This is a genomic window from Bdellovibrio sp. SKB1291214, from assembly GCF_002209355.2.
Classification (GTDB): Bacteria; Bdellovibrionota; Bdellovibrionia; order Bdellovibrionales; family Bdellovibrionaceae; genus Bdellovibrio.
The window spans coordinates 58,101-76,712 of sequence record NZ_CP106855.1; the positions used below are offsets into that span (position 1 = coordinate 58,101).

The 18,612-nt window shown below is 45.6% G+C and carries 19 protein-coding genes; 7 read left to right on the plus strand and 12 right to left on the minus strand.

Annotated features, from left to right (window positions below; genetic code table 11):
- Window positions 1–102: 102 nt before the first annotated feature.
- The 4 genes from B9G69_RS00295 to B9G69_RS00310 all read right to left on the minus strand — a co-directional run bounded on the left by B9G69_RS00295 (window position 103) and on the right by B9G69_RS00310 (window position 2,836).
- Complete coding sequence (locus B9G69_RS00295) at window positions 103–1,209, minus strand: CpaF family protein (RefSeq protein ID WP_088616564.1); 1,107 nt, start codon at window positions 1,207–1,209, stop codon at window positions 103–105.
- 18 nt (window positions 1,210–1,227) lie between these two features.
- Window positions 1,228–1,746: a cupredoxin domain-containing protein gene (locus B9G69_RS00300; protein ID WP_254916989.1), complete on the minus strand. Its 519-nt coding sequence runs from the start codon at window positions 1,744–1,746 to the stop codon at window positions 1,228–1,230.
- A complete protein-coding gene (locus tag B9G69_RS00305; RefSeq protein WP_088616563.1) occupies window positions 1,706–1,984 on the minus strand; it encodes a cytochrome in 279 nt (92 codons plus the stop codon). The genes B9G69_RS00300 and B9G69_RS00305 overlap by 41 nt, the downstream gene beginning before the upstream one ends.
- A 234-nt stretch (window positions 1,985–2,218) precedes the next feature.
- Window positions 2,219–2,836 carry a hypothetical protein gene (locus tag B9G69_RS00310; RefSeq protein ID WP_088616562.1) on the minus strand — a complete coding sequence of 206 codons (618 nt, stop codon included), beginning with the start codon at window positions 2,834–2,836 and terminating at the stop codon, window positions 2,219–2,221.
- A gap of 136 nt (window positions 2,837–2,972) precedes the next feature.
- On the opposite strand from B9G69_RS00310, the gene B9G69_RS00315 reads away from it, so the two are divergent.
- Window positions 2,973–3,794: a DsbA family protein gene (locus tag B9G69_RS00315; RefSeq protein WP_254916988.1), complete on the plus strand. Its 822-nt coding sequence runs from the start codon at window positions 2,973–2,975 to the stop codon at window positions 3,792–3,794.
- 117 nt (window positions 3,795–3,911) lie between these two features.
- A complete protein-coding gene (locus tag B9G69_RS00320) occupies window positions 3,912–4,298 on the plus strand; it encodes a HEPN domain-containing protein (protein WP_254916987.1) in 387 nt (128 codons plus the stop codon).
- A gap of 63 nt (window positions 4,299–4,361) precedes the next feature.
- On the opposite strand, the gene B9G69_RS00325 is transcribed toward B9G69_RS00320, so the two are convergent.
- The gene (locus B9G69_RS00325) at window positions 4,362–5,132 is read right to left on the minus strand and encodes a murein L,D-transpeptidase catalytic domain family protein (RefSeq protein WP_088616560.1); all 771 of its coding nucleotides are present in this window, start codon (window positions 5,130–5,132) and stop codon (window positions 4,362–4,364) included.
- Window positions 5,133–5,361: 229 nt separating this feature from the next.
- On the opposite strand from B9G69_RS00325, the gene B9G69_RS00330 reads away from it, so the two are divergent.
- Window positions 5,362–5,745: a hypothetical protein gene (locus B9G69_RS00330; protein ID WP_088616559.1), complete on the plus strand. Its 384-nt coding sequence runs from the start codon at window positions 5,362–5,364 to the stop codon at window positions 5,743–5,745.
- Between the two features lie 49 nt (window positions 5,746–5,794).
- Here the strand turns inward: B9G69_RS00330 and sfsA are convergent, their stop codons facing one another.
- Entirely contained in the window at window positions 5,795–6,526 is a 732-nt protein-coding gene (gene sfsA / locus B9G69_RS00335; RefSeq protein ID WP_088616558.1) for a DNA/RNA nuclease SfsA, read from the minus strand.
- Between the two features lie 182 nt (window positions 6,527–6,708).
- Between sfsA and B9G69_RS00340 the strand changes: the two genes are divergently transcribed.
- Both B9G69_RS00340 and lpdA read left to right on the plus strand, forming a co-directional pair.
- Entirely contained in the window at window positions 6,709–8,361 is a 1,653-nt protein-coding gene (locus B9G69_RS00340; protein ID WP_265437893.1) for a 2-oxo acid dehydrogenase subunit E2, read from the plus strand.
- Window positions 8,362–9,786: a dihydrolipoyl dehydrogenase gene (gene lpdA, locus B9G69_RS00345; protein WP_088616557.1), complete on the plus strand. Its 1,425-nt coding sequence runs from the start codon at window positions 8,362–8,364 to the stop codon at window positions 9,784–9,786.
- Between the two features lie 131 nt (window positions 9,787–9,917).
- Here the strand turns inward: lpdA and B9G69_RS00350 are convergent, their stop codons facing one another.
- Window positions 9,918–11,012, minus strand: coding sequence for a hypothetical protein (locus tag B9G69_RS00350; RefSeq protein WP_088616556.1), 1,095 nt, complete (start codon window positions 11,010–11,012; stop codon window positions 9,918–9,920).
- Window positions 11,013–11,067: 55 nt separating this feature from the next.
- Entirely contained in the window at window positions 11,068–12,348 is a 1,281-nt protein-coding gene (locus B9G69_RS00355; RefSeq protein ID WP_088616555.1) for an acetyl-CoA C-acetyltransferase, read from the minus strand.
- 93 nt (window positions 12,349–12,441) lie between these two features.
- Here B9G69_RS00355 and B9G69_RS00360 point away from each other — a divergent pair, with 93 nt between their 5' ends.
- Window positions 12,442–12,999, plus strand: a complete 558-nt coding sequence (locus B9G69_RS00360) for a TetR/AcrR family transcriptional regulator (protein ID WP_088616554.1) — start codon at window positions 12,442–12,444, stop codon at window positions 12,997–12,999.
- 381 nt (window positions 13,000–13,380) lie between these two features.
- Window positions 13,381–14,559: a clostripain-related cysteine peptidase gene (locus B9G69_RS00365; protein WP_088616553.1), complete on the plus strand. Its 1,179-nt coding sequence runs from the start codon at window positions 13,381–13,383 to the stop codon at window positions 14,557–14,559.
- A gap of 64 nt (window positions 14,560–14,623) precedes the next feature.
- Here the strand turns inward: B9G69_RS00365 and B9G69_RS00370 are convergent, their stop codons facing one another.
- The 4 genes from B9G69_RS00370 to B9G69_RS00385 all read right to left on the minus strand — a co-directional run bounded on the left by B9G69_RS00370 (window position 14,624) and on the right by B9G69_RS00385 (window position 18,592).
- Window positions 14,624–16,228: a hypothetical protein gene (locus B9G69_RS00370; RefSeq protein WP_088616552.1), complete on the minus strand. Its 1,605-nt coding sequence runs from the start codon at window positions 16,226–16,228 to the stop codon at window positions 14,624–14,626.
- Between the two features lie 184 nt (window positions 16,229–16,412).
- Window positions 16,413–16,844, minus strand: coding sequence for a BLUF domain-containing protein (locus tag B9G69_RS00375; protein WP_088616551.1), 432 nt, complete (start codon window positions 16,842–16,844; stop codon window positions 16,413–16,415).
- Complete coding sequence (locus B9G69_RS00380; RefSeq protein ID WP_088616550.1) at window positions 16,844–17,266, minus strand: MaoC family dehydratase; 423 nt, start codon at window positions 17,264–17,266, stop codon at window positions 16,844–16,846. The genes B9G69_RS00375 and B9G69_RS00380 overlap by 1 nt, the downstream gene beginning before the upstream one ends.
- Before the next feature lie 9 nt (window positions 17,267–17,275).
- Complete coding sequence (locus tag B9G69_RS00385; RefSeq protein ID WP_254916986.1) at window positions 17,276–18,592, minus strand: PhoH family protein; 1,317 nt, start codon at window positions 18,590–18,592, stop codon at window positions 17,276–17,278.
- Between the last annotated feature and the right edge of the window lie 20 nt (window positions 18,593–18,612).

The window sequence follows — 18,612 nt, forward strand, 5'->3', positions numbered from 1 at the left end:
TTATATCAAAACACGATAGCGCAGCGCTTCCCCGAAAACCCGCAAGTCCGCCGGAACCTTTTTGGGGAATGCGGCGCATCCGTAAACAGGACCTGGCACCTTTTAGGCGGCTTTTTGGAATTTGGATTTTGGGAATGGGAGCTTGTTATCGATGATTTCTTCCATGAAAGTCGGCACGTTGCCCGTGGCTTCGAGCTTACCATCAAGAGTGCCGTCGGGACGGCGCACCAAGCGACCCAATTCAAAGATTGGAACTACGTCGTACGAACCATCTGGGAGGAACCCTCGCACTTCACTGATCGCACCAATACGACGCGATCCATCACCATAACGCGAAATTTGAACGATTAGATCAATGGCCGACGACACCTGTTGGCGCAAAGCCCGCTCGCTGATCTTAGCGTCTCCGCCTTGAGCTAAGGCCTCCAAACGTACGATCGCATCCTCAGGTGAGTTCGCATGCACAGTACCCATACAACCTTTGTGACCCGTGTTCATCGCATTTAATAATTCAAGAGCTTCGCCGGAACGAACCTCCCCGACGATAATGCGATCAGGACGCAAACGGAGCGCACTCTTTACCAGATCTTTGATAGTCACTTCGCCTTTGCCTTGGGCATCGGCCATGCGAGTCTCAAACATCACCAAGTGTTCATAATCGACCTGCAACTCTGAAGAGTCTTCGATGATCAACACACGCTGACCTTTGGGGATACGTGAACACAACAATGACAACAACGTCGTCTTACCTGAACCAGTACCGCCACTCACGATAATGTTTTTTCCTAAGAACATCGCGATATCCAAAAAGCGAGCGCCGTCCTCGGAGATTGTGCCCATTTTAATGTAATCGTTAAAAGTAATCTTAGTGCTCGTAAATTTACGAATAGAAAGAGTGGTCCCTTTGCGTGACATCGGAGGGATCACCGCTGCGATACGCGAACCATCTGGCAAACGTGCATCCAGACGCGGATTTTCATCATTGATACGACGACCGACCGATTGTGCAATGGAGTTCACGGCTGCGCGCAGGTCATCTTCCGAAGGGAATTTCTCGCTCACCTTTTCAAGCTTACCTTTGCGTTCTACGAAAATTTCGCTGGGACCGTTCACGAGGATTTCAGAGACGCCCGGGTCATCAAGATACTTAACAACAGGACCGAGGTTCTGCTGAATAGTCTGCTTGAAAACGTTCGACTGATCCGACATGGGCGCACCTAACGTTGATTAATTTGAAGCGGGTTTTCTGCCACCTGGAGCAGAGTTCGCATCAGAATAAATAATAAATTTACCTTGAACAGCTGTCTCAGGACATTGGTAAGAAAAAATACCATCTGTCTTAGGCATCACCTTGAAAGTTTTCTCTTCACCAAATACTGTGTTGTGGTGTTCTGAGAAAGCATCCAATACGAAGCTGACGTTTTTTTCTTTACCATTCACATTCACCACGTGAATGCGATAGTTGTTGCCCTTTTTCAAGCGCACAGTTTCAGGTACAAAACCTTTTTCTGTATTCATGATGACGATGTCTTGAGTCGGCTCAACAGAGTCAAACACGTTACTCAAAATACTTACTGATTGATCTTCTTTGATGCTTGCAGGCAGGCGATCTTCGTTCGTCACTTTGTTGAAATCAACCTGACGACGAGAAAAATCAACTTCCCATGCATTTGCCACGCTGGTGATGAAAAGAGCCGTTACAAGACTAGTGCAAATCTTTACGGTCTTGGAATTCACAAAACTCACGAGCGACCTCCATAGCGATATAACTTACGGATCTTTGATCCATCATGTGCAGCTTCTGGATAAGTAGGTCTTTGTTTCCACGGCAACCATTGATGTTTTGGAATGCTTCGCTGAGCAAGTTTGGATTAGCCATCATCTCTTTAGTTACTTCAGCCCAATCGAGCTTAAGCACCGGATCAATAGCACCAATTGCATAAAGCGCATCAAACATCACTTGCAAATCGCCTTGAAGAAACATCGAATCCTCCATCTGCTTGCACCTTGATTTGCGAGATCAAAGCGGAGAGCGTCCTGCTCCCTTACCTGTTGTTTCTATCGGTAGGAGTTCGTTAGAACTTGAGTCAATTTGAGGCGATTTTTCGAGAGTTGAGGAGGTCTTTGTTTTGACGCTAGTCTCTGGTCAGAAAGTACCAGAGACCAGTCCGGTCGAGGGAAAAAATTGCCGATTCTTAGAATGAACCGGCTAGATAAATTACTTCTTTTTCTTTTTATCTGCTTTAGGCGCATCTTTAGCGGCTACGGGGTTCTGATCAAGCACGCGTTTCGCTAGATCCGACGGAGAATCCCCCACCTTCATGCCACGAAGGCTACGCTCATTTTTTGCCTCTTTAGTCAGTTCAATTTTCGCATCGCGGATTTTTTCAAGAAGTTTGCGCTCGAAACCACCGTTTTTGGCATAAGGTTTTGATTCCGCAATGAAGTTTTCCAGAAAGATAGAGTAAGTGTTTTGAACGACAGGTTTTACACCTTTTGGATTCTTCAAAGCATCCACCGCTTCATCCACCAAAATAGTAAAAACATTTTCCCACTGGTCTAACTCATCCAGTTTGGTGCGCAAAGGACCTACGACTTTGTCGATCATATCGTCAGTGCCATCCGGACGAGAAAATACAGCCTGCAATGCTTCCTTCAACGGGACGTATTTTTCGTCGTGCATTTGCTCGGACTCTTGAATCTTCTCATTCACGAGTTCATTCATCTGATCGAGATCTTTCGTCGCCAGAGTGGCATAGTTTGCGATAAGACCGGCTTGTGCGTGAAGGCAAAAAGCGGTCACGAATGTTGCTAAAATAAAATTTGGTTTTTTCATAGTTTCCAGTCTAAACACACAGAAACTTCACGCAAGTCCAATCACTTCATGCGGCACGGCATGATTCTTAGGCTAGACGTAAGTGCAGGATTTTTTCCTTCCCTCGGTCAAAAAACATGGCACAATGGGAGGGCTTTTGAGATTTAACAAAATTCCCTTTATGGAGGCGACATTGAAAGCAATTAAATTGGCAGCAGTTTCTGCGTTGGCACTTTCCCTAGTGAACTGTGCTCCTTCAGCGAAACAACTTAAAGAAGCAGTAGAAAAAGACCCAAGCATCGTTTTCGCAGCAATCGAAAAAGATCCTGAGCAATTCATTGAAGTAGTTAACAAAGCTGCTCAAGGTGCGCAAAAGAAAGCTCAAGAAAAAGCAATGGCTGAAGAAGGCAAAAAGCGTGACGAAGAGTTCGCAAATCCTTTGAAAGCAAACATCGAAGACGGCCGCGTTGTTTTCGGTCCTAAAGACGCGAAAGTGACTATCGTAGAATACACTGACTTCGAATGCCCTTACTGCGCAAAAGGTCACGCGACGGTTGCTGAAGTAATGAAAGCTTACCCTAAAGATGTAAAAGTTGTTCTAAAGCACTTGCCTTTGGATTTCCATCCTATGGCTATGCCTGCAGCTCGTTACTTCGAAGCAATTGCAATGCAAGACCATGCGAAAGCTGAAAAGTTCTACAACATGGTTTTCGAAAACCAAGGTGAACTTCGCACTAAAAAAGAAGGTTTCTTGAAAGACACGGCTAAAAAAGTTGGTGCTGACATGAAACGTGTTGAAGCTGATTTGAAATCAGAAAAAATCACTAAGCAAATCGAAGCTGACATGGAAGAAGCTAAGAAATTTAACTTCTCTGGTACTCCAGGCTTCTTGATCAATGGTGTTTCACTTCGCGGTGCTTACCCATTCCCAGAATTCAAAGACATCATCGATCGTCATTTGAAAACTGCTGCTAAGTAATTTGTCTTTTTATAGATAAAATATTGAACCCACAATTCGAAAGGATTGTGGGTTTTTTATTTCCTAAACCGACCTATTCGGTTACAGTTTTATGTAAATACCAAACAAGGGGACCTCATGAGCGTATCAACAGCGAAATCTATGATCTTAAAGGCACAAGACAATCTCGATATCGCTCAAAAGTCGCTTAACGATGAATCCCAACACGACATTGTTGGGTACAATCTAGCTCAAGCTTGCGAGCTGTATCTAAAAGCGATGATGTCCTTGCGTGACCTTGAATTTCCAGAGGGAGAGGACGCCCACGATCTAGATTACCTGATGACAACGCTTGAAGAAGAAGGTTTTGCAGAGATCTCTTCCCATGCCGACGTTATCGAACTGACTCAATATAACAACCCCAGCGCGCACATCCGTAAGGACGAGCGTTTGGATTTGGATGAGTACTTGGGTTACGTAAATGACCTTAAGAAATTGGTCGGCGAACAGCTAAAATTGTTCTAAAAAAAGAGCTTTAAATAAAAAAAGCCACCCCGAAGGTGGCTTTTTTATTTAAAGGTAAATTTGTTAGTTAGTCGCAGAAGCGTAGATGATAGAGCCACCCTTAATGGTGTCGATCACTTTTGTTCTAATGCTCATCGCAACCGCCGGACATCCCCAACTGCGCCCTTGAGTTACATTGGCTTCAGAAACATAGTCTGCACCGTGAACAACCACGGCTCTTGCACGAGCATTGCTGTTGGTAGAAGACAATCCATCCAAACGTAATGAATAACCATGCGAACCAGAGTAAGTTTCAGCCGTTTTATAAATGCCTACTGAACTTGCATTGGAACCGGATACGTTGCTAAAAGAATTGGCGTAGCCATCGTGATCCGGGTCTGAACCCTTCCCGTGTGCCGCGCGCACACTCCATACCTCACCGGTTTTCATATTGATAATATGAAAACGTGGTTTGCCAGAGTATTTGCTGAAATCCAGAACAGACAAGACGTCCGTATTCTTAATTTTCGCCAAATTTTTATGATAATAAAGAACTGCATTTTTCAGCATCGTCTGGTTAATAGTCTTGGCCGTATCAACGTACGCATATTTCGCAAGGATCTGAGCATCAGTTAATGTGCCACTGGCAGAACTGTCACTGCCGGAAGAGCCCGAGTTGGGTGTTTCAACTTCTGCGGGTGGAATTGTTTGAGCAGTATCGCCTGCTGATTGTTCTGTGTCTGGATCGTCAGGTAAAACGGTAGAAGAGCTTTCGAAACCGCCTTTTGCGCAGGCTGCCATTAGGAAAGTGACGGATATGAGTGCCAGAACATTCTTCGCTTTTTTGAATGTCATACTAGGAACCTCCGTGTTGGTTACAAGGAGGTCTTCGGTGCGCTCATATTTATTCTTTAAACTTTTTTATTATGTCAGTGTTTTCTACACGAGACTTTCGGGAAGTGTGCGGGCACTTTTCACGTTCATCACAAACCGAAGTATGGAGTGGGGCCTCCAGACCAGAGATTTCTGAACAAATCGGACGTGGCATTGCAAATGCAATGAAACCCATGATGGGAGCTATGAAATGGCAGTAAAAAAACGTACAGAACCTGTTAGATACAAGGTTACCTTGAAAACGAAAGAGAGATTTGCGATTCCTGAAATGCTGATTCCAGCAGATTTCGCGAACGCCCTGAAAAGCTTTTTTAGCGACGAATTGATCGTTCGCAAAGCAGCCTACGTATTAGTCGAACGAAATCACGAGTTTAGTTATTTAGTCGCGGTGGACCTGAAGGTATATCCCGACGAAGCCTCGGAACAGTTAGCGAATCTAAAGAAGCGCCTGTGGCAATTTGTAAAAATTCAATATCAAGGTAAGTGGCCCTTAGATTTTGGAGTCTGGTCTGATGGTGTTATCGACTTCGCGGTCAGCAAAAAACCGGAACTCCTTCTGTACTCTAAAAAATAACAATTCACGGCTCTTTTCTGGAAGATAATTCAAGATGTGCCACCAGTGTCTATAGCTTCACGGGAAGTGTTGTTTCAGATAATGTTGCCTCTGTTGGAGTAAGATCAACGAGGAATGGGGAAATTTTAAGCCCCTTCGTCGATGCCTCACGAAGCAAACGACCATATTCAGGATCGATATCATCTGCTGGAGCAAAAGTTCCGCAATCGTGGCGTTGAACTGTGAATACGAGCTCTGCCGTGTGTCCTTGTTCGATCAATGCCATCAACTCTTTCAAATGTTTTTGCCCACGTTCGGTGACAGCATCCGGGAATTTCGCGACGCCCTCTTCACCCAGTGTTACGTTTTTCACCTCGATGAAATGCATTTTATCTGTACCTGTTTTTTTCAAAGCGAAATCTAAGCGAGTCTCTGCTGAAATTTTATATTCAGGCTTTGCCTCATCAAAGGAAGCCCAGTGAGCAAAACCGCCCACTTCTTCTTTGTGCTTACCGATCACTCTTAAAACAGTTTCTTTGACAACAGTGTTGGGAGTCGCCGTATTCACTCCCACCCAGGAGCCGCCTGGGGATTTAATCATCTCGAGTGTAAATTTCAATTTACGTTCTGGGTTGTCAGATTCTGAAAAGAGGCAGAGTTGACCGGGGTTGTTCACGCTTTTCATGCTTCCTGTATTGGGAACGTGCGCCACAATTGTTTGCCCCTGAAACTCGATGTCGGCAAAGAAGCGTTTATAACGTTTTAGGAAAGTACCTTCCTGCAGTTTACGAGAATATTTCATGGGGCCCCCAAATCGAGTTGTAAAATAGCAACGCTGAAGCCGGAAATTCAACCCTGAAACCGCTATGTTGCAGAGGGAAAAACAATTTATTTATGCGTGGTGTTAATCGGTGCAAATAGGCCCCCATCGCAATAGAAGGGATTGTTTGATTTTAAAGGCTAATATTGAAAGGAACTCCCTGTATGGCAACTGATGTAAAACTGCCTGAACTTGGCGAAGGCGTCACTGAAGGTGAATTGGTTAAATGGTTGGTTCAACCTGGTGACTCTGTAAAAGCAGATCAACCTATCGCTGAAGTATTGACTGACAAAGCAACTGTAGAGGTTCCATCTCCAGTCGCTGGTACTGTAAAAGATTTGAAATTTAAACCGGGTCAAGTAGTTAAAGTTGGCTCGACGATGATCGCTCTTGATGCTGGCGGCGCAGCTAAGTCTGCCGCGCCTGCTCCGGCAGCGGCGGCTCCTGCTCCAAAAGCAGCAGCTCCTCAAGCATCCGCTCCAGCTCCTGCAGCTGGCGGTGGTAAAGCGCAAGACGTAAAACTTCCTGAGCTGGGAGAAGGCGTTACCGAAGGCGAACTAGTAAAATGGTTGGTTAAATCTGGTGACTCTGTAAAAGCGGATCAAGCGATCGCTGAAGTTCTAACTGACAAAGCCACTGTGGAAGTTCCGACTCCAGTAGCAGGCGTTGTTGGCGAGCTGAAATTCAAAGCCGGCGACGTTGTTAAGGTTGGATCTACTATGATCACTTTGACTGGCGCAGCTAGTGGCGGCTCAGCTACCGCAGCTCCAGCGGCTCCAGCTCCTCAAGCTTCTGCTCCGGCAGCAGCGGCCCCTGCAGCAAAAGCAGCTCCAGTAGCTACTTCTGCTGCTTCAACAGCTAACGGCATCTTCCCGCCTGTGGCTGATTCTAAAGTTCTTGCGACTCCGGCGACTCGCCGTCTTGCTCGCGAGACGGGTATTGATATCAACGCATTGTCTGGTTCTGGTCTTGCGGGTCGCGTAACTCGTGAAGACGTATTGGCAGCGGGTGGTTCCGCGGCAGCGGGCAGTGCCGCAGCGACGGCAGGCGCGAAGGCTGGAGCAACTACTGGCATGACTATTCCAAGACCAGCTTACCAAGGCCAAGCTGGTGCTCCTGAAGAGCGCGTAGCTCTAATCGGTATCCGCAAACGTATCGCTGAAAACATGCAGCGTTCAAAACAAATCATCCCTCACTTCACTATCATGGATGAAGCTAAGGTTGATGCTTTGGTTGCGCTTCGTGAGTCTTTGAAAGACTTCGCCGAGAAAAACGGAACTAAGATCACTTATCTTCCAATCGTCATGAAAGCGATGGTTGCGACGATCCGTGAATTCCCGATGTTCAACGCATCTATCGACGATGCTGCTGGTGAAATCGTTTACAAAAAATATTTCAACATCGGTTTCGCGGCTGACACTCCAACAGGTTTGGTTGTTCCAGTTATCAAAAATGCGGATCAAAAAACTATCTTGGAAATCTCTAAAGAGATCATCGACCTTTCTAAACGTGCTCGTGATGGCAAGTTGAAACCAGATGAAATGAAAGGCGCTTGCATCACTGTGACGAACATCGGTTCCATCGGTGGTACTTACGCGACTCCAGTGATCAACCACCCTGAAGTGGCGATCCTTGGTATGTACAAAATCGACGAAAAACCAGTTATCAAAGATGGCCAATTGAAAGCTATCAAAACGATGAACTACACAATGACTGCCGATCACCGTTTGATCGACGGCGCATTGGCTGCAAGATTCTTGGCGGCATTCATCGGCCGTATCGAGAATCCTGGTAAACTTATGGTGGAGATGCTGTAGATGGCACAATCTTTTGACGTAGTAGTAATTGGTGCGGGTCCTGGTGGTTATGTGGCTGCCATCCGTTCTGCTCAACTTGGTTTTAAAACTGCTGTTATCGAACGTGAATTCTTGGGTGGCGTGTGCTTGAACGTGGGTTGTATCCCATCTAAAGCGATGATCACGGCGACTCACCTTCTTCACAAAGCTCAACACAACTTCAAAGACATGGGCTTGATGATCAAGGGCGATATCAACGTTGATATGAAGCAACTTGTGAAGTGGAAACAATCCGTTTCTGACAAAATGTCGAGCGGTGTGGGTCAACTTCTTAAAGGTTACGGCGTAACTCACATTAAGGGCGACGCGGAATTCAAATCTTCTAAAGAAATCTCTGTTAAGTCATCTGCAGGTACTGAGTCTATCACGGCTAAGTACTTCATCGTTGCGACAGGTTCTCGTCCAATCGAAATCCCTGGTTTCAAATTCGACGAAAAAGACATCTGTTCATCAACGGGCGCATTGGCATTCGATGAAATTCCAAAACGTGTCGCCGTTATCGGTGGTGGCTATATCGGTCTAGAGATCTCTTCATACCTACGCAAACTAGGTACTGAAGTGACTGTGATCGAAGCAATGCCATCATTGCTTGCTGGTGTGGTTGATCCAGATTGCGCAAACATCGTTGTACGTAAGCTTGATAAAGCGGGCGTAAAAATCATGTACGGTGCAAAAGCTAAATCTCAGAAAAAAGCAAAAGACGGCTACGAAGTGACCGTTGAGATCAATGGTAAAGACGAAGTTGTTAAATGCGATAAGATCTTAGTAACTGTTGGACGTCGTCCAAACGGTGACCAAGCGAACTTGAAAGCTGCGGGTATCGCAGTTGACGAGCGTGGCTTTGTTAAAGTGGATGCTCAACGCAGAACAAACGTTCCAAACATCTTTGCTATCGGTGATATCTGTGGTCAGCCAATGCTTGCTCACAAAGCTTCACACGAAGGTGTGTTGGTTGCTGAAGTTATCTCTGGCGCAAACCGCGTTTACGACGCGAAAACAGTTCCAGCAGTTGTCTTCACAGATCCAGAAATCGCATCCGCAGGTATGACTGAAGCTGAAGCAAAAGCGAAAGGTCACACTGAGCTTAAGATCGGTAAATTCCCATTCGGTGCTAACGGCCGTGCTGTGAGCATGATGGAAACTGAAGGCTTCGTAAAAATGATCGCTGATGCGAAAACTCACGTATTGTTGGGTGTTCACATTGTGGGTCCTGAAGCTTCTAACTTGATCTCTGAAGCAGTTCTTGCGATCGAGATGGGTGCACGCATTGAAGACTTGGCTCTTTCAATCCACCCTCACCCAACATTGGGCGAGACGATCATGGAATGTGCTGAAGCGACTTTGGGGCACGCGATCCACATCATCCAAAAGCCACTTAAAAAGTAAGCTTTTAAAAATCAGATACCAATAAAAAGGGAGTTCTAATCGAACTCCCTTTTTTTATGCGTATGTCCTTACTTGAAAAGGTAGGACCTTACTTCCGAGGTAAGGCCCTACCTTTTCAAGTAAGGACATACCTAAAAAAGATCGAGGGGATTTGAGGATTTTGGGACGGAGGATTTTTCTCGACCGATCATAAAATCTAAAGTCACATTCACTGTGGTTGAAGGTCGAAAATCATCTTCGTAGCGCCAAGCCAAAAGTGGCGATACCTCCAAGAAAATCCATTTTACTTTTTTAAAACCTGTTCTGTACGTGAAGCCTGTCGTGTATGAATCAGTGTACATCTGCAGCTTGATCGATCGCATATTGAATCTAAGATCGAAGGACAAAAGACTTTTATCATAGAAACTATAAATCCATGAAGGACCTTGAGTCGTGCTGAAAACAGACGGTTGGCTCATGTACCAATTTGCTTCGTTGATGAAACGTAAAAGGAAGTATTTGCTGTAAGCATAGTCCGATGCCAACGACACCTTGCTGTTCCAGTAAGACTCTGAATCCCAACCTAATTCGTCGGTTAAATGGTGTACGACCTTGCCCGTCAGATAGTTTCGACTGCCACGAAGTTTCGCGTAATAGGCTATCGGCCACTTCCAACGAATACCTGTCTCTGTAGCAAAGTTCCAAGGATTTTGCTCTTTGAATTCCTCGGGAGTAATTAAATCTTCATCAAGCAAAACATCAGGTGGTTGATCGGGTCTGCGATTCCAAAAATCGTTAAAGTCTCTTTCGCGCTGTTTTAAGTTTGGCAAACTTAAAATCAAAGAAGTCGAAAAGGAATTGTCGTAGGTCCCATTTTTTCCATTATATAAAGAGCCGGTGGTCACCTTTAAGCTGCTCGCGTAATACTCGTCCAAAGCACGCGTATCCCCAAACAAACCATCGACCTTATTAGCAAGCAAGATCACGCGATCGGAAACCGCATTTCGAGAATCAGCAATCAGCTGGCCTGTAGCTCCGATGAGCCCCGTGTCTTGCTGTTTGTTTGTGGGCTTTTCTGGAGTTGGAACGGGGGCCGGAACTGGTACAAAAACAGGCTCAGTAACTGGCGTCGACTCCTCAATAGAGTGAGCCTCTTCGATACCTGGCATCTCCGGAAGCGGTTCCTCAGTTTGAGAAAACGCAGGATGTGATAGCAATGTTAGAGCAATAAGAAATTTCAGCGACAACTTAACCTCTGACACTGATCATAAGCGATCAGTGCCAGTTGTCACTCATTCATGTTTATCTTTCGACGATAGCAGTGACACCCATGCCACCTGCTGTACAGATGGAGATAAGTCCACGTCCGCTGCCTTTTTGCGAAAGCATTTTTGCCAACGAAGCCAAGATACGGCCACCTGTTGCGGCGAATGGATGTCCAAGGGCCAAAGAGCCCCCGTTCACATTCAGTTTGCTGCGATCAATTGAACCCAACGCTTTTGTTAAACCCAATTTAGTGCGGCAGTATTCATCGGACTCCCAGGCTTTCAATGTGCAAAGGACCTGACCTGCAAAGGCCTCATGGATTTCATAGAAGTCAAAATCCTGTAAAGTCAGTCCATTGCGTTCAAGCATACGAGCCACAGCATATGTGGGAGCCATCAACAAACCTTCGCCCCCGACGTAATCAACAGCTGCAACTTCAGCGTCAGTTAGATATGCAAGGACAGGCAAATTATGTTTCTTTGCAAAGTCATCGCTTCCAAGAAGAACGGCAGAGGCTCCGTCTGTCAAAGCAGTGCTGTTCCCTGCAGTCAGCGTTCCCGTGCCTGTTTTATCGAACGCCGGTTTAAGCTTAGCCAATTTTTCAAGAGTCGTATCGCCACGAACAAGGCTGTCTTTTTTTAGCCCCTTGAAATCAAAAACGAGATCTTTAAAGAATCCAGCATCCCATGCTTTCGCAGCGTTTTGATGACTGGCCAATGCAAGCTTGTCTTGCTCCTCTTGAGAAACACGCCATTCCTTCACCATCAACTCTGTATGCTGACCCATTGATAGGCCAGTGCGAGGCTCGACCACTTTCGGGAACTGCGGTTTGATGTCGTTAAAATTTAGTTTCGCGAACTTGCTTAGACGTCCCATCAAAGATTTCTCTTTTTGCGCGTCCATCATTTTCCAAGTGAATTCGTGCGGCAAAACACCTTGGATATCGCTGTTCGTGTCTGCACCACCAGCAATACCGCTTTCAATTTGTCCCGCAGCGATTTTCAAACCGATCTGCCAAGCGGTCTCAAGACCCGTCCCACAAGCTCTTTGCACATCATAACCTGGAGTGTGCGGATCAAGACCAGAGCTTAAAACGCTTTCACGAGTCATATTCCAATCGGCAGCATTTTTCATAACTGCCCCTGTGGAAACATCACCTACACGAACGCCTCTGATATTTGTTTTATTAACAAGGTCTTGCAATACAGCCGTCATCAACTCTTGGTTGGAGGTACGGACATAAGTTGTCTGAGACTTTGTAAACGGAGTTCTGGAACCTGCTAGAATCGCAATCGGACGCATCTGTTTCGTTTTCATACATAGTCCTTTATGAAGGCTTGATTTATCTACCTATCGGTAGGTAGAATATACCTAAACACCAACCGACGCAACCCCCAGAAGGAGGTAAAAATGGAAACAAAAGCTCAGGCTCTTGAAATCGCCAAAAACCACCTTCAATTGCGAGGTTACAATGGCTTTAGCTTTCAGGACATCGCCGATGAACTTGGTATCCGCAAAGCGAGCCTTCATTACTATTTCGCTTCAAAGGAAGACTTAGGCTTGGCCTTGATTGAAGATTATATTCAGTCTTTTCAACAATGGTCCGAAATGCACGAAGATCGCGAGCCTCTGGAAAAAATCAAAAAGTTCATCGACATGTATAATAGCTTCTCCCAAGACGGCTTAAAAGTATGCCCAGGGGGAGTCTTTTGCATCGACTACAACACCCTGCCCGCGAAACTAAAAAAATCAGTCTGCCAACTCCAAGAGCAAATCCAAAACTGGCTAACCCACGTAGTCACCGAAGGCATTAAAAACAAATCCCTAAAAACCACACTAAAACCCAAAGAAACAGCGACCCTCATCCACGCCACAACTCAAGGCGCCCTACAAATCGGAAGAATGCAAAACAACACCAAAGCAATGAAAGCCACCTCACTAGCCCTGCTCACCCTACTACAAAAATAAATCCAACGAAAAAAGCTCTCCAGTCCGGAGAAAGCAAGTCCGTAACTTTAAGACTCCGCGTAGGCGACAGCATCTCCGCTGACTTCAACTCTTTCACACGTCTACTTACTAGAAACCCTTCGAGCTAATGGCGAGGGGCTTTGGGTACTTGCGATGCAGCGACCTCCGTGGGCGCCAGGATGGCGCGCACCCGCCAAAGGCGGGCCACGGTGAGCCTGGAAGGCGTGTCGCGGAACTCGCAAGTACCCAAAGCCCCTCGCCATTAGCGGCGCAAAAAAACTTCTAGCCTAAGCAAAAGTCCTGAACAGAAGTGAAGAAGCGTGAGCTTGGTTCCAATCTGGTGCTACCCTACAGTCCAGTCCCATTTTTCATGGAGGAAAAATGAACCACCTTTCTCGCGTTTTAGTTCTGTGCGCACTCTTGTTCGCGACGTCTTTCGCCTCTGCTACTCAACAAGTAAAAGAATGGAATATGTTGGTGTTCCTCAATGGGAATAACAATCTTGATTCATTCGGAGCGATGAACATCAATCAAATGGAGCAAGTCGGCTCCAGTGATAACGTCAATATCCTTGTTCAGTGGGCTTCTGCTAAAAAAAGCAACGTTTCTCGTCTTTTGATTCAGAAAGATGGCGATACAAACAAAGTCACATCACCGGTTGTGCAAAACATGGGTGAAGTGGATATGGGCGATTGGAAAGAATTGGTTAAGTTCGTTGAATGGGCAAACCAAAACTACCCTGCAAAAAAATACTTCGTCGTTGTGTGGGACCACGGCGGTGGTTGGCACTTGGCTTCGATCCCTGGCATGAAACCGATGGATATTTCTTGGGACGACAATACAGGTAACAACATCACAACTGAACAACTGGGTCAGGCGATGGCTGAATCCGCAAAAATCCTGGGCCATAAAGTGGACGTATACTCTTCTGATGCTTGCTTAATGGGTATGGTTGAAGTGGCGTCTGAAATGTCTGAATCGGTTCAATACTACTTGGGTTCACAAGATGTTGAACCAGGTGCAGGCTGGCCCTACGCAAACTTCCTGACAAAGTGGGAACAAAATCCAACGATGACTGCGGCTGAGTTAGTAAAAGTTCACGCAGCCGAATACCTAGCAGCCTATAATGGCGGTATTTATGGCAACCGTCGTGTGACGATGTCTGCCTACGATCTTTCAAAAATCGGCACCTACGAAGAATCTTTGAAACAACTCGCTCAAGAAATCACAGCTTTAGACAATGCAACGTTAGCGAAAGTAAATCGCTCTGCAAAAAATGCAAAATTCTTCACATACTATGACTACCGCGACGTCGTAGATTTCCTAGACCTAGTAGGTAAAAACGGCATCACAACACCTGCGATGCAAACAGTCCGCGCAGCTCAAAACGATTTCGTGATCGCAAACAGCCAAAACCAAGACCAAAAAACTTGGGGCGTCTCGATCTGGCTTCCATCTGAAAGCTCAGACTATTCAGGCTACATCGAACGCTACCACGGCCTAAAGTTCAACCAAAGAACTCAATGGGCAGACCTAGTCACAAAAATCCAAGGCAAATAAAAAAAGAAAAGCCCAGCTTAAACTGGGCTTTCCAAGCACTGAGACATTCCCCGTCCCTTAATTGTTATTTTACGCAAGAGTAGTAAACTTTGTATTCGCCTTGCGGAAGATCCGCACCGAACACCATATTCACTCCATTCACCGTATATGTACCAGCATATGGTTGACCGTCTTTCAATACAGAGATGGATCTTACTGAATCTACCACTGGAGCACATGTCAAAGTGAACGTTTTCAAAGTTTTGCGAACACCATCAGCGATACCAGAAACCTGTGCCGCATAGTCAGATGCACACACGTCACCGATTACACCACCAGTTAATTTAGAAATTTGTTCGTAACGGTAACCGTAAGCGTAACCATTCGTAGACTTACAAGCTGTATCACCAGGGCGAGTGATGATCGAGTGGAAGCTGAACGCTTTTTGGCCACCATAAGTTTGGCTGATAAAGTTTAATAATGACTGTGGATCATTCTTAGTCCCATTTTTTGATTCATCTTCGTCCGAGATTGTAAGGACTGCCAACTGAGCATCCGGGCGTACGAAGTTGACGTTACCGCCGCTAGCGGACAGTGATCTTTCAATCGCACGATATGTCACATAGATGGCTTGCTCGTCACCGCTACCAGTTTCAGAGCGTTGCAAAGTCGCACCCAACAATGTTTGCGCTTCTGCATCTGCCATTGCTGAAGTCAGGATGTAAGAACCTTTTTTACCAGTCAATTGAACCAAACGTCCATCACCCAAAGTGATATCGCGTGGATCAGTTGTAGTAACCGCGATCTGCCAATCCAAACCTTTCATCACACTCAAAAGGTTTTTCACACGGCTTGCCATATTTTTTTGTTCGTATTCCATAGAGCCGGAGTTATCGATCACGATTAACAAATCGACTTTTTTATTTGGAACAACTTGCACTGTTTGTACCAGTGATTTGTATTTTGAAGACACTTCGAAAGTGATCGACTTAGCTGAAGAATATGCCAATTTGTCTGTCGCTGACACTGCCAACGTATAAGTGCCGGAAACCATGCTTGGGATTTTGATAGTGTTTGTACCACCTGCACAAGCTTTCGCAACATTCGCAAATGAACAAGTCACTTTGTCAACGCCCGCACCAGCGTCGCTCACCGTAAATACGATTTCTACATCAGAACCTTCTTCAACCGTTGACGTTGGATATTTTGCAAAAACGATTTCTGGAGGCGCCTGGTCTATCACGATGCTTGAACTTAAACATTCAGAAGTACGACCGTCGTAATCTTTATATTGCACACTCAATACAACGTTTTGATTTGTTTGAGCGCTTTGGTAAACCTTAGAATCAACGAAAGATTCCCAAGTACCACCCGAGCAATCGCCACCTACGGAAAGTTTCAAATAGGCCGCGCTAAAAACAGAAACAAATGAAAGATTCAACTGATTCGAACCCGTTAGTTTTGCGCCGTTATTGATCACGAAGGAAGCTGATTCTCCTGACGGAGGTGCCACTGTTGGACTTGGCTCTGCGGATGGTGTGGGAGAAGGTTCAGTCACCACGCTGAAATCACTGTTTGTGTTGCTTCCAGAACCTGCGCTACCGAACTCAACACTACCTTGATTTTCTAAACATGCTGTAAGGTTTAAACTGAGTGCAATTAGTAAGGTCCATCCTAGATTCTTTGTCATCGTCCGCTCCTCATGTGCGTTTACCTACACATTGTTGCGGTATCTTCTGATGATTTTCAAAGCAATCTCACTCTGAGAAGGTTTCGTAAAATCCTTCGACAAAGATGACAAACTCCCTGTCAAAAAGTTCATCAATACAGGAAAAACTAAATGCCGGCGCGGGTTTGCGGCGCAAGCGGTTGGCTTATTGTTGGAATTGAGGATCCGATGCTCTAAGTTGGCGAACCAAAGGCATGATCAATGATTTATGATCTGTGCTGCTGTCGATACAGGCTTCGAAAAACTCCAGCAAATCCTTAGTTGCGTTACTGCTGATATCACCATCAAGAAAAGCCATCGACCATTCTGCGAACTGGCGGGCCTCGCTGTTGTCTTCAATCAAAACTTTCAAAGTGTGATTGCGATTATCGCGGCGAATGACATTGACTAGGTCACGAACTTTTTCTTCATTGCCTTCAAGAACTTGAATAAAAAATCCTTCACGGAAAATAAGAACGCCCGTGATATTATCGCGGGCGTTATTTTTACGTGAAGAGTTTAAAATATCGCGGATATCAGAATAACTGAGGCTGTCTGAAGCATAGCTAAAATAAACGAGGTGAAAAACCTTGTCCATTATTTCGAAATGGCGAAGTCCGGTGCCATCATGATAACAGCTTCACCTTTTACAACCATGTCGCCATTAGCTTTAGTTACGTTTGTTTCAACGGTCGCGATGCCTTTTTCTTTGCGCATAGCTAAGATACGGATCGTGATTGTGATCGTGTCGTCGATGAAAACCGGATTAACGAATTTCATGGACTGACCCAAGTAAATACCACCCTCACCGATGCACTCAACCAAAGCGCGAGAGATCAAAGCACCACAGATCATACCGTGAGCGATACGACGGCCAAAACGAGTTTTAGCCGCGTAAGCATCGTCCAAATGGATAGGATTGTGATCTCCAGACAACTCAGCAAATTGACGAACCATTTTATCCGTCACTGTTACTGTCGCTGATTTTGTGAAACCTACATCTACATTTGGAACCTGCATCACTTACTCCTACAAAATATTCGCTGCCAACTCAGCAAGTGGCGAACGTTCACCTTTAGTCAGTGTAACGTGTGCCGCAATTGCATGGCCTTTAAATCTTTCAACCGCGTACGTTAGACCGCTGTTCGCAGAATCTACGTAAGGGTTATCAATCTGATAAACGTCACCAGTCAAAACAACTTTTGTCCCCTGACCGGCACGCGTAACAATTGTCTTGATCTCGTGCGGAGTCAAGTTTTGAGCTTCATCCACGATCAGGTATTGCTTCGGAATGCTGCGGCCGCGAATATAAGTTAGCGGTTCAATGTTTAGCATCCCCTGATTGATCAATTCCTGAGCACGACCAGCTGCTTTTTTGTCCGCACCCATCAGAAACTCAACGTTATCGAAAATGGGTTGCATCCAAGGATTTAACTTTTGCTCGATATCCCCCGGCAAGTAACCGATGTCACGCCCCATTGGGAAGATCGGACGAGAAACTAGCAATCTTTGGAACTGGCCTTGATCCAAGGTTTTATGCAAACCAGCAGCGATCGCCATCAAAGTTTTACCCGTACCGGCTTTACCAACCAAGGATACGAACATGATTTCGTCGTTCAGCAAGCAATCCAATGCAAACGCTTGTTCAACGTTACGCGCGTGAATACCCCAGATGGAATCAGCAGCTTGAACCAAAGGTACAACAGCTTTTGCTTCCAAGCTGTAGCGACCAATTGCAGAGTGATTTGGATTCGATGCATCCTTCATGATCACGTATTGGTTCGCATACAATTTCACGTCTGTTTCGAAACGTTTTTCTTTATAGAAAGAATCGATTTGTGCTGGCGTGATGCTGAGCTCTTGGTAGCCTTCGTACAAATCGTCACGGTTGATGTCGTTCGCATCATAGTCCGTTGCGATTACACCGTAGACGTCTGCTTTGATACGAAGATTGATGTCTTTCGTGATCAACTCAACTTTATAGCGCGGATGTTGTTTTTGAAGAGCTAGGGCCGTATTCAAGATACGGTTGTCAGCCTTTTGCGCGTCCATCTCTGCCGGCATACCTGCAAGCATGTAGTCCGTATTGATGTAAACCATAACTTCGGTGTTTTCAATTTGAACACCGCTTGCCAACGAGCCTTTGCCACGAAGTACGTCGATAAAGCGACTGAACTGACGAGCATTTCGACCGTTTTCACCTTGATCTCTTTTAAATCTGTCAACTTCTTCGATAACGGAGATAGGAATGTGAACGTCGGCCTCACCGAAGCGCATGATCGCCTGGGAATCGAACAGGATCACGTTGGTATCGACGACTACTTTTCTGCGTTTAGCTTTGCTCAAGGGCAACCCTCCGTAGTTAG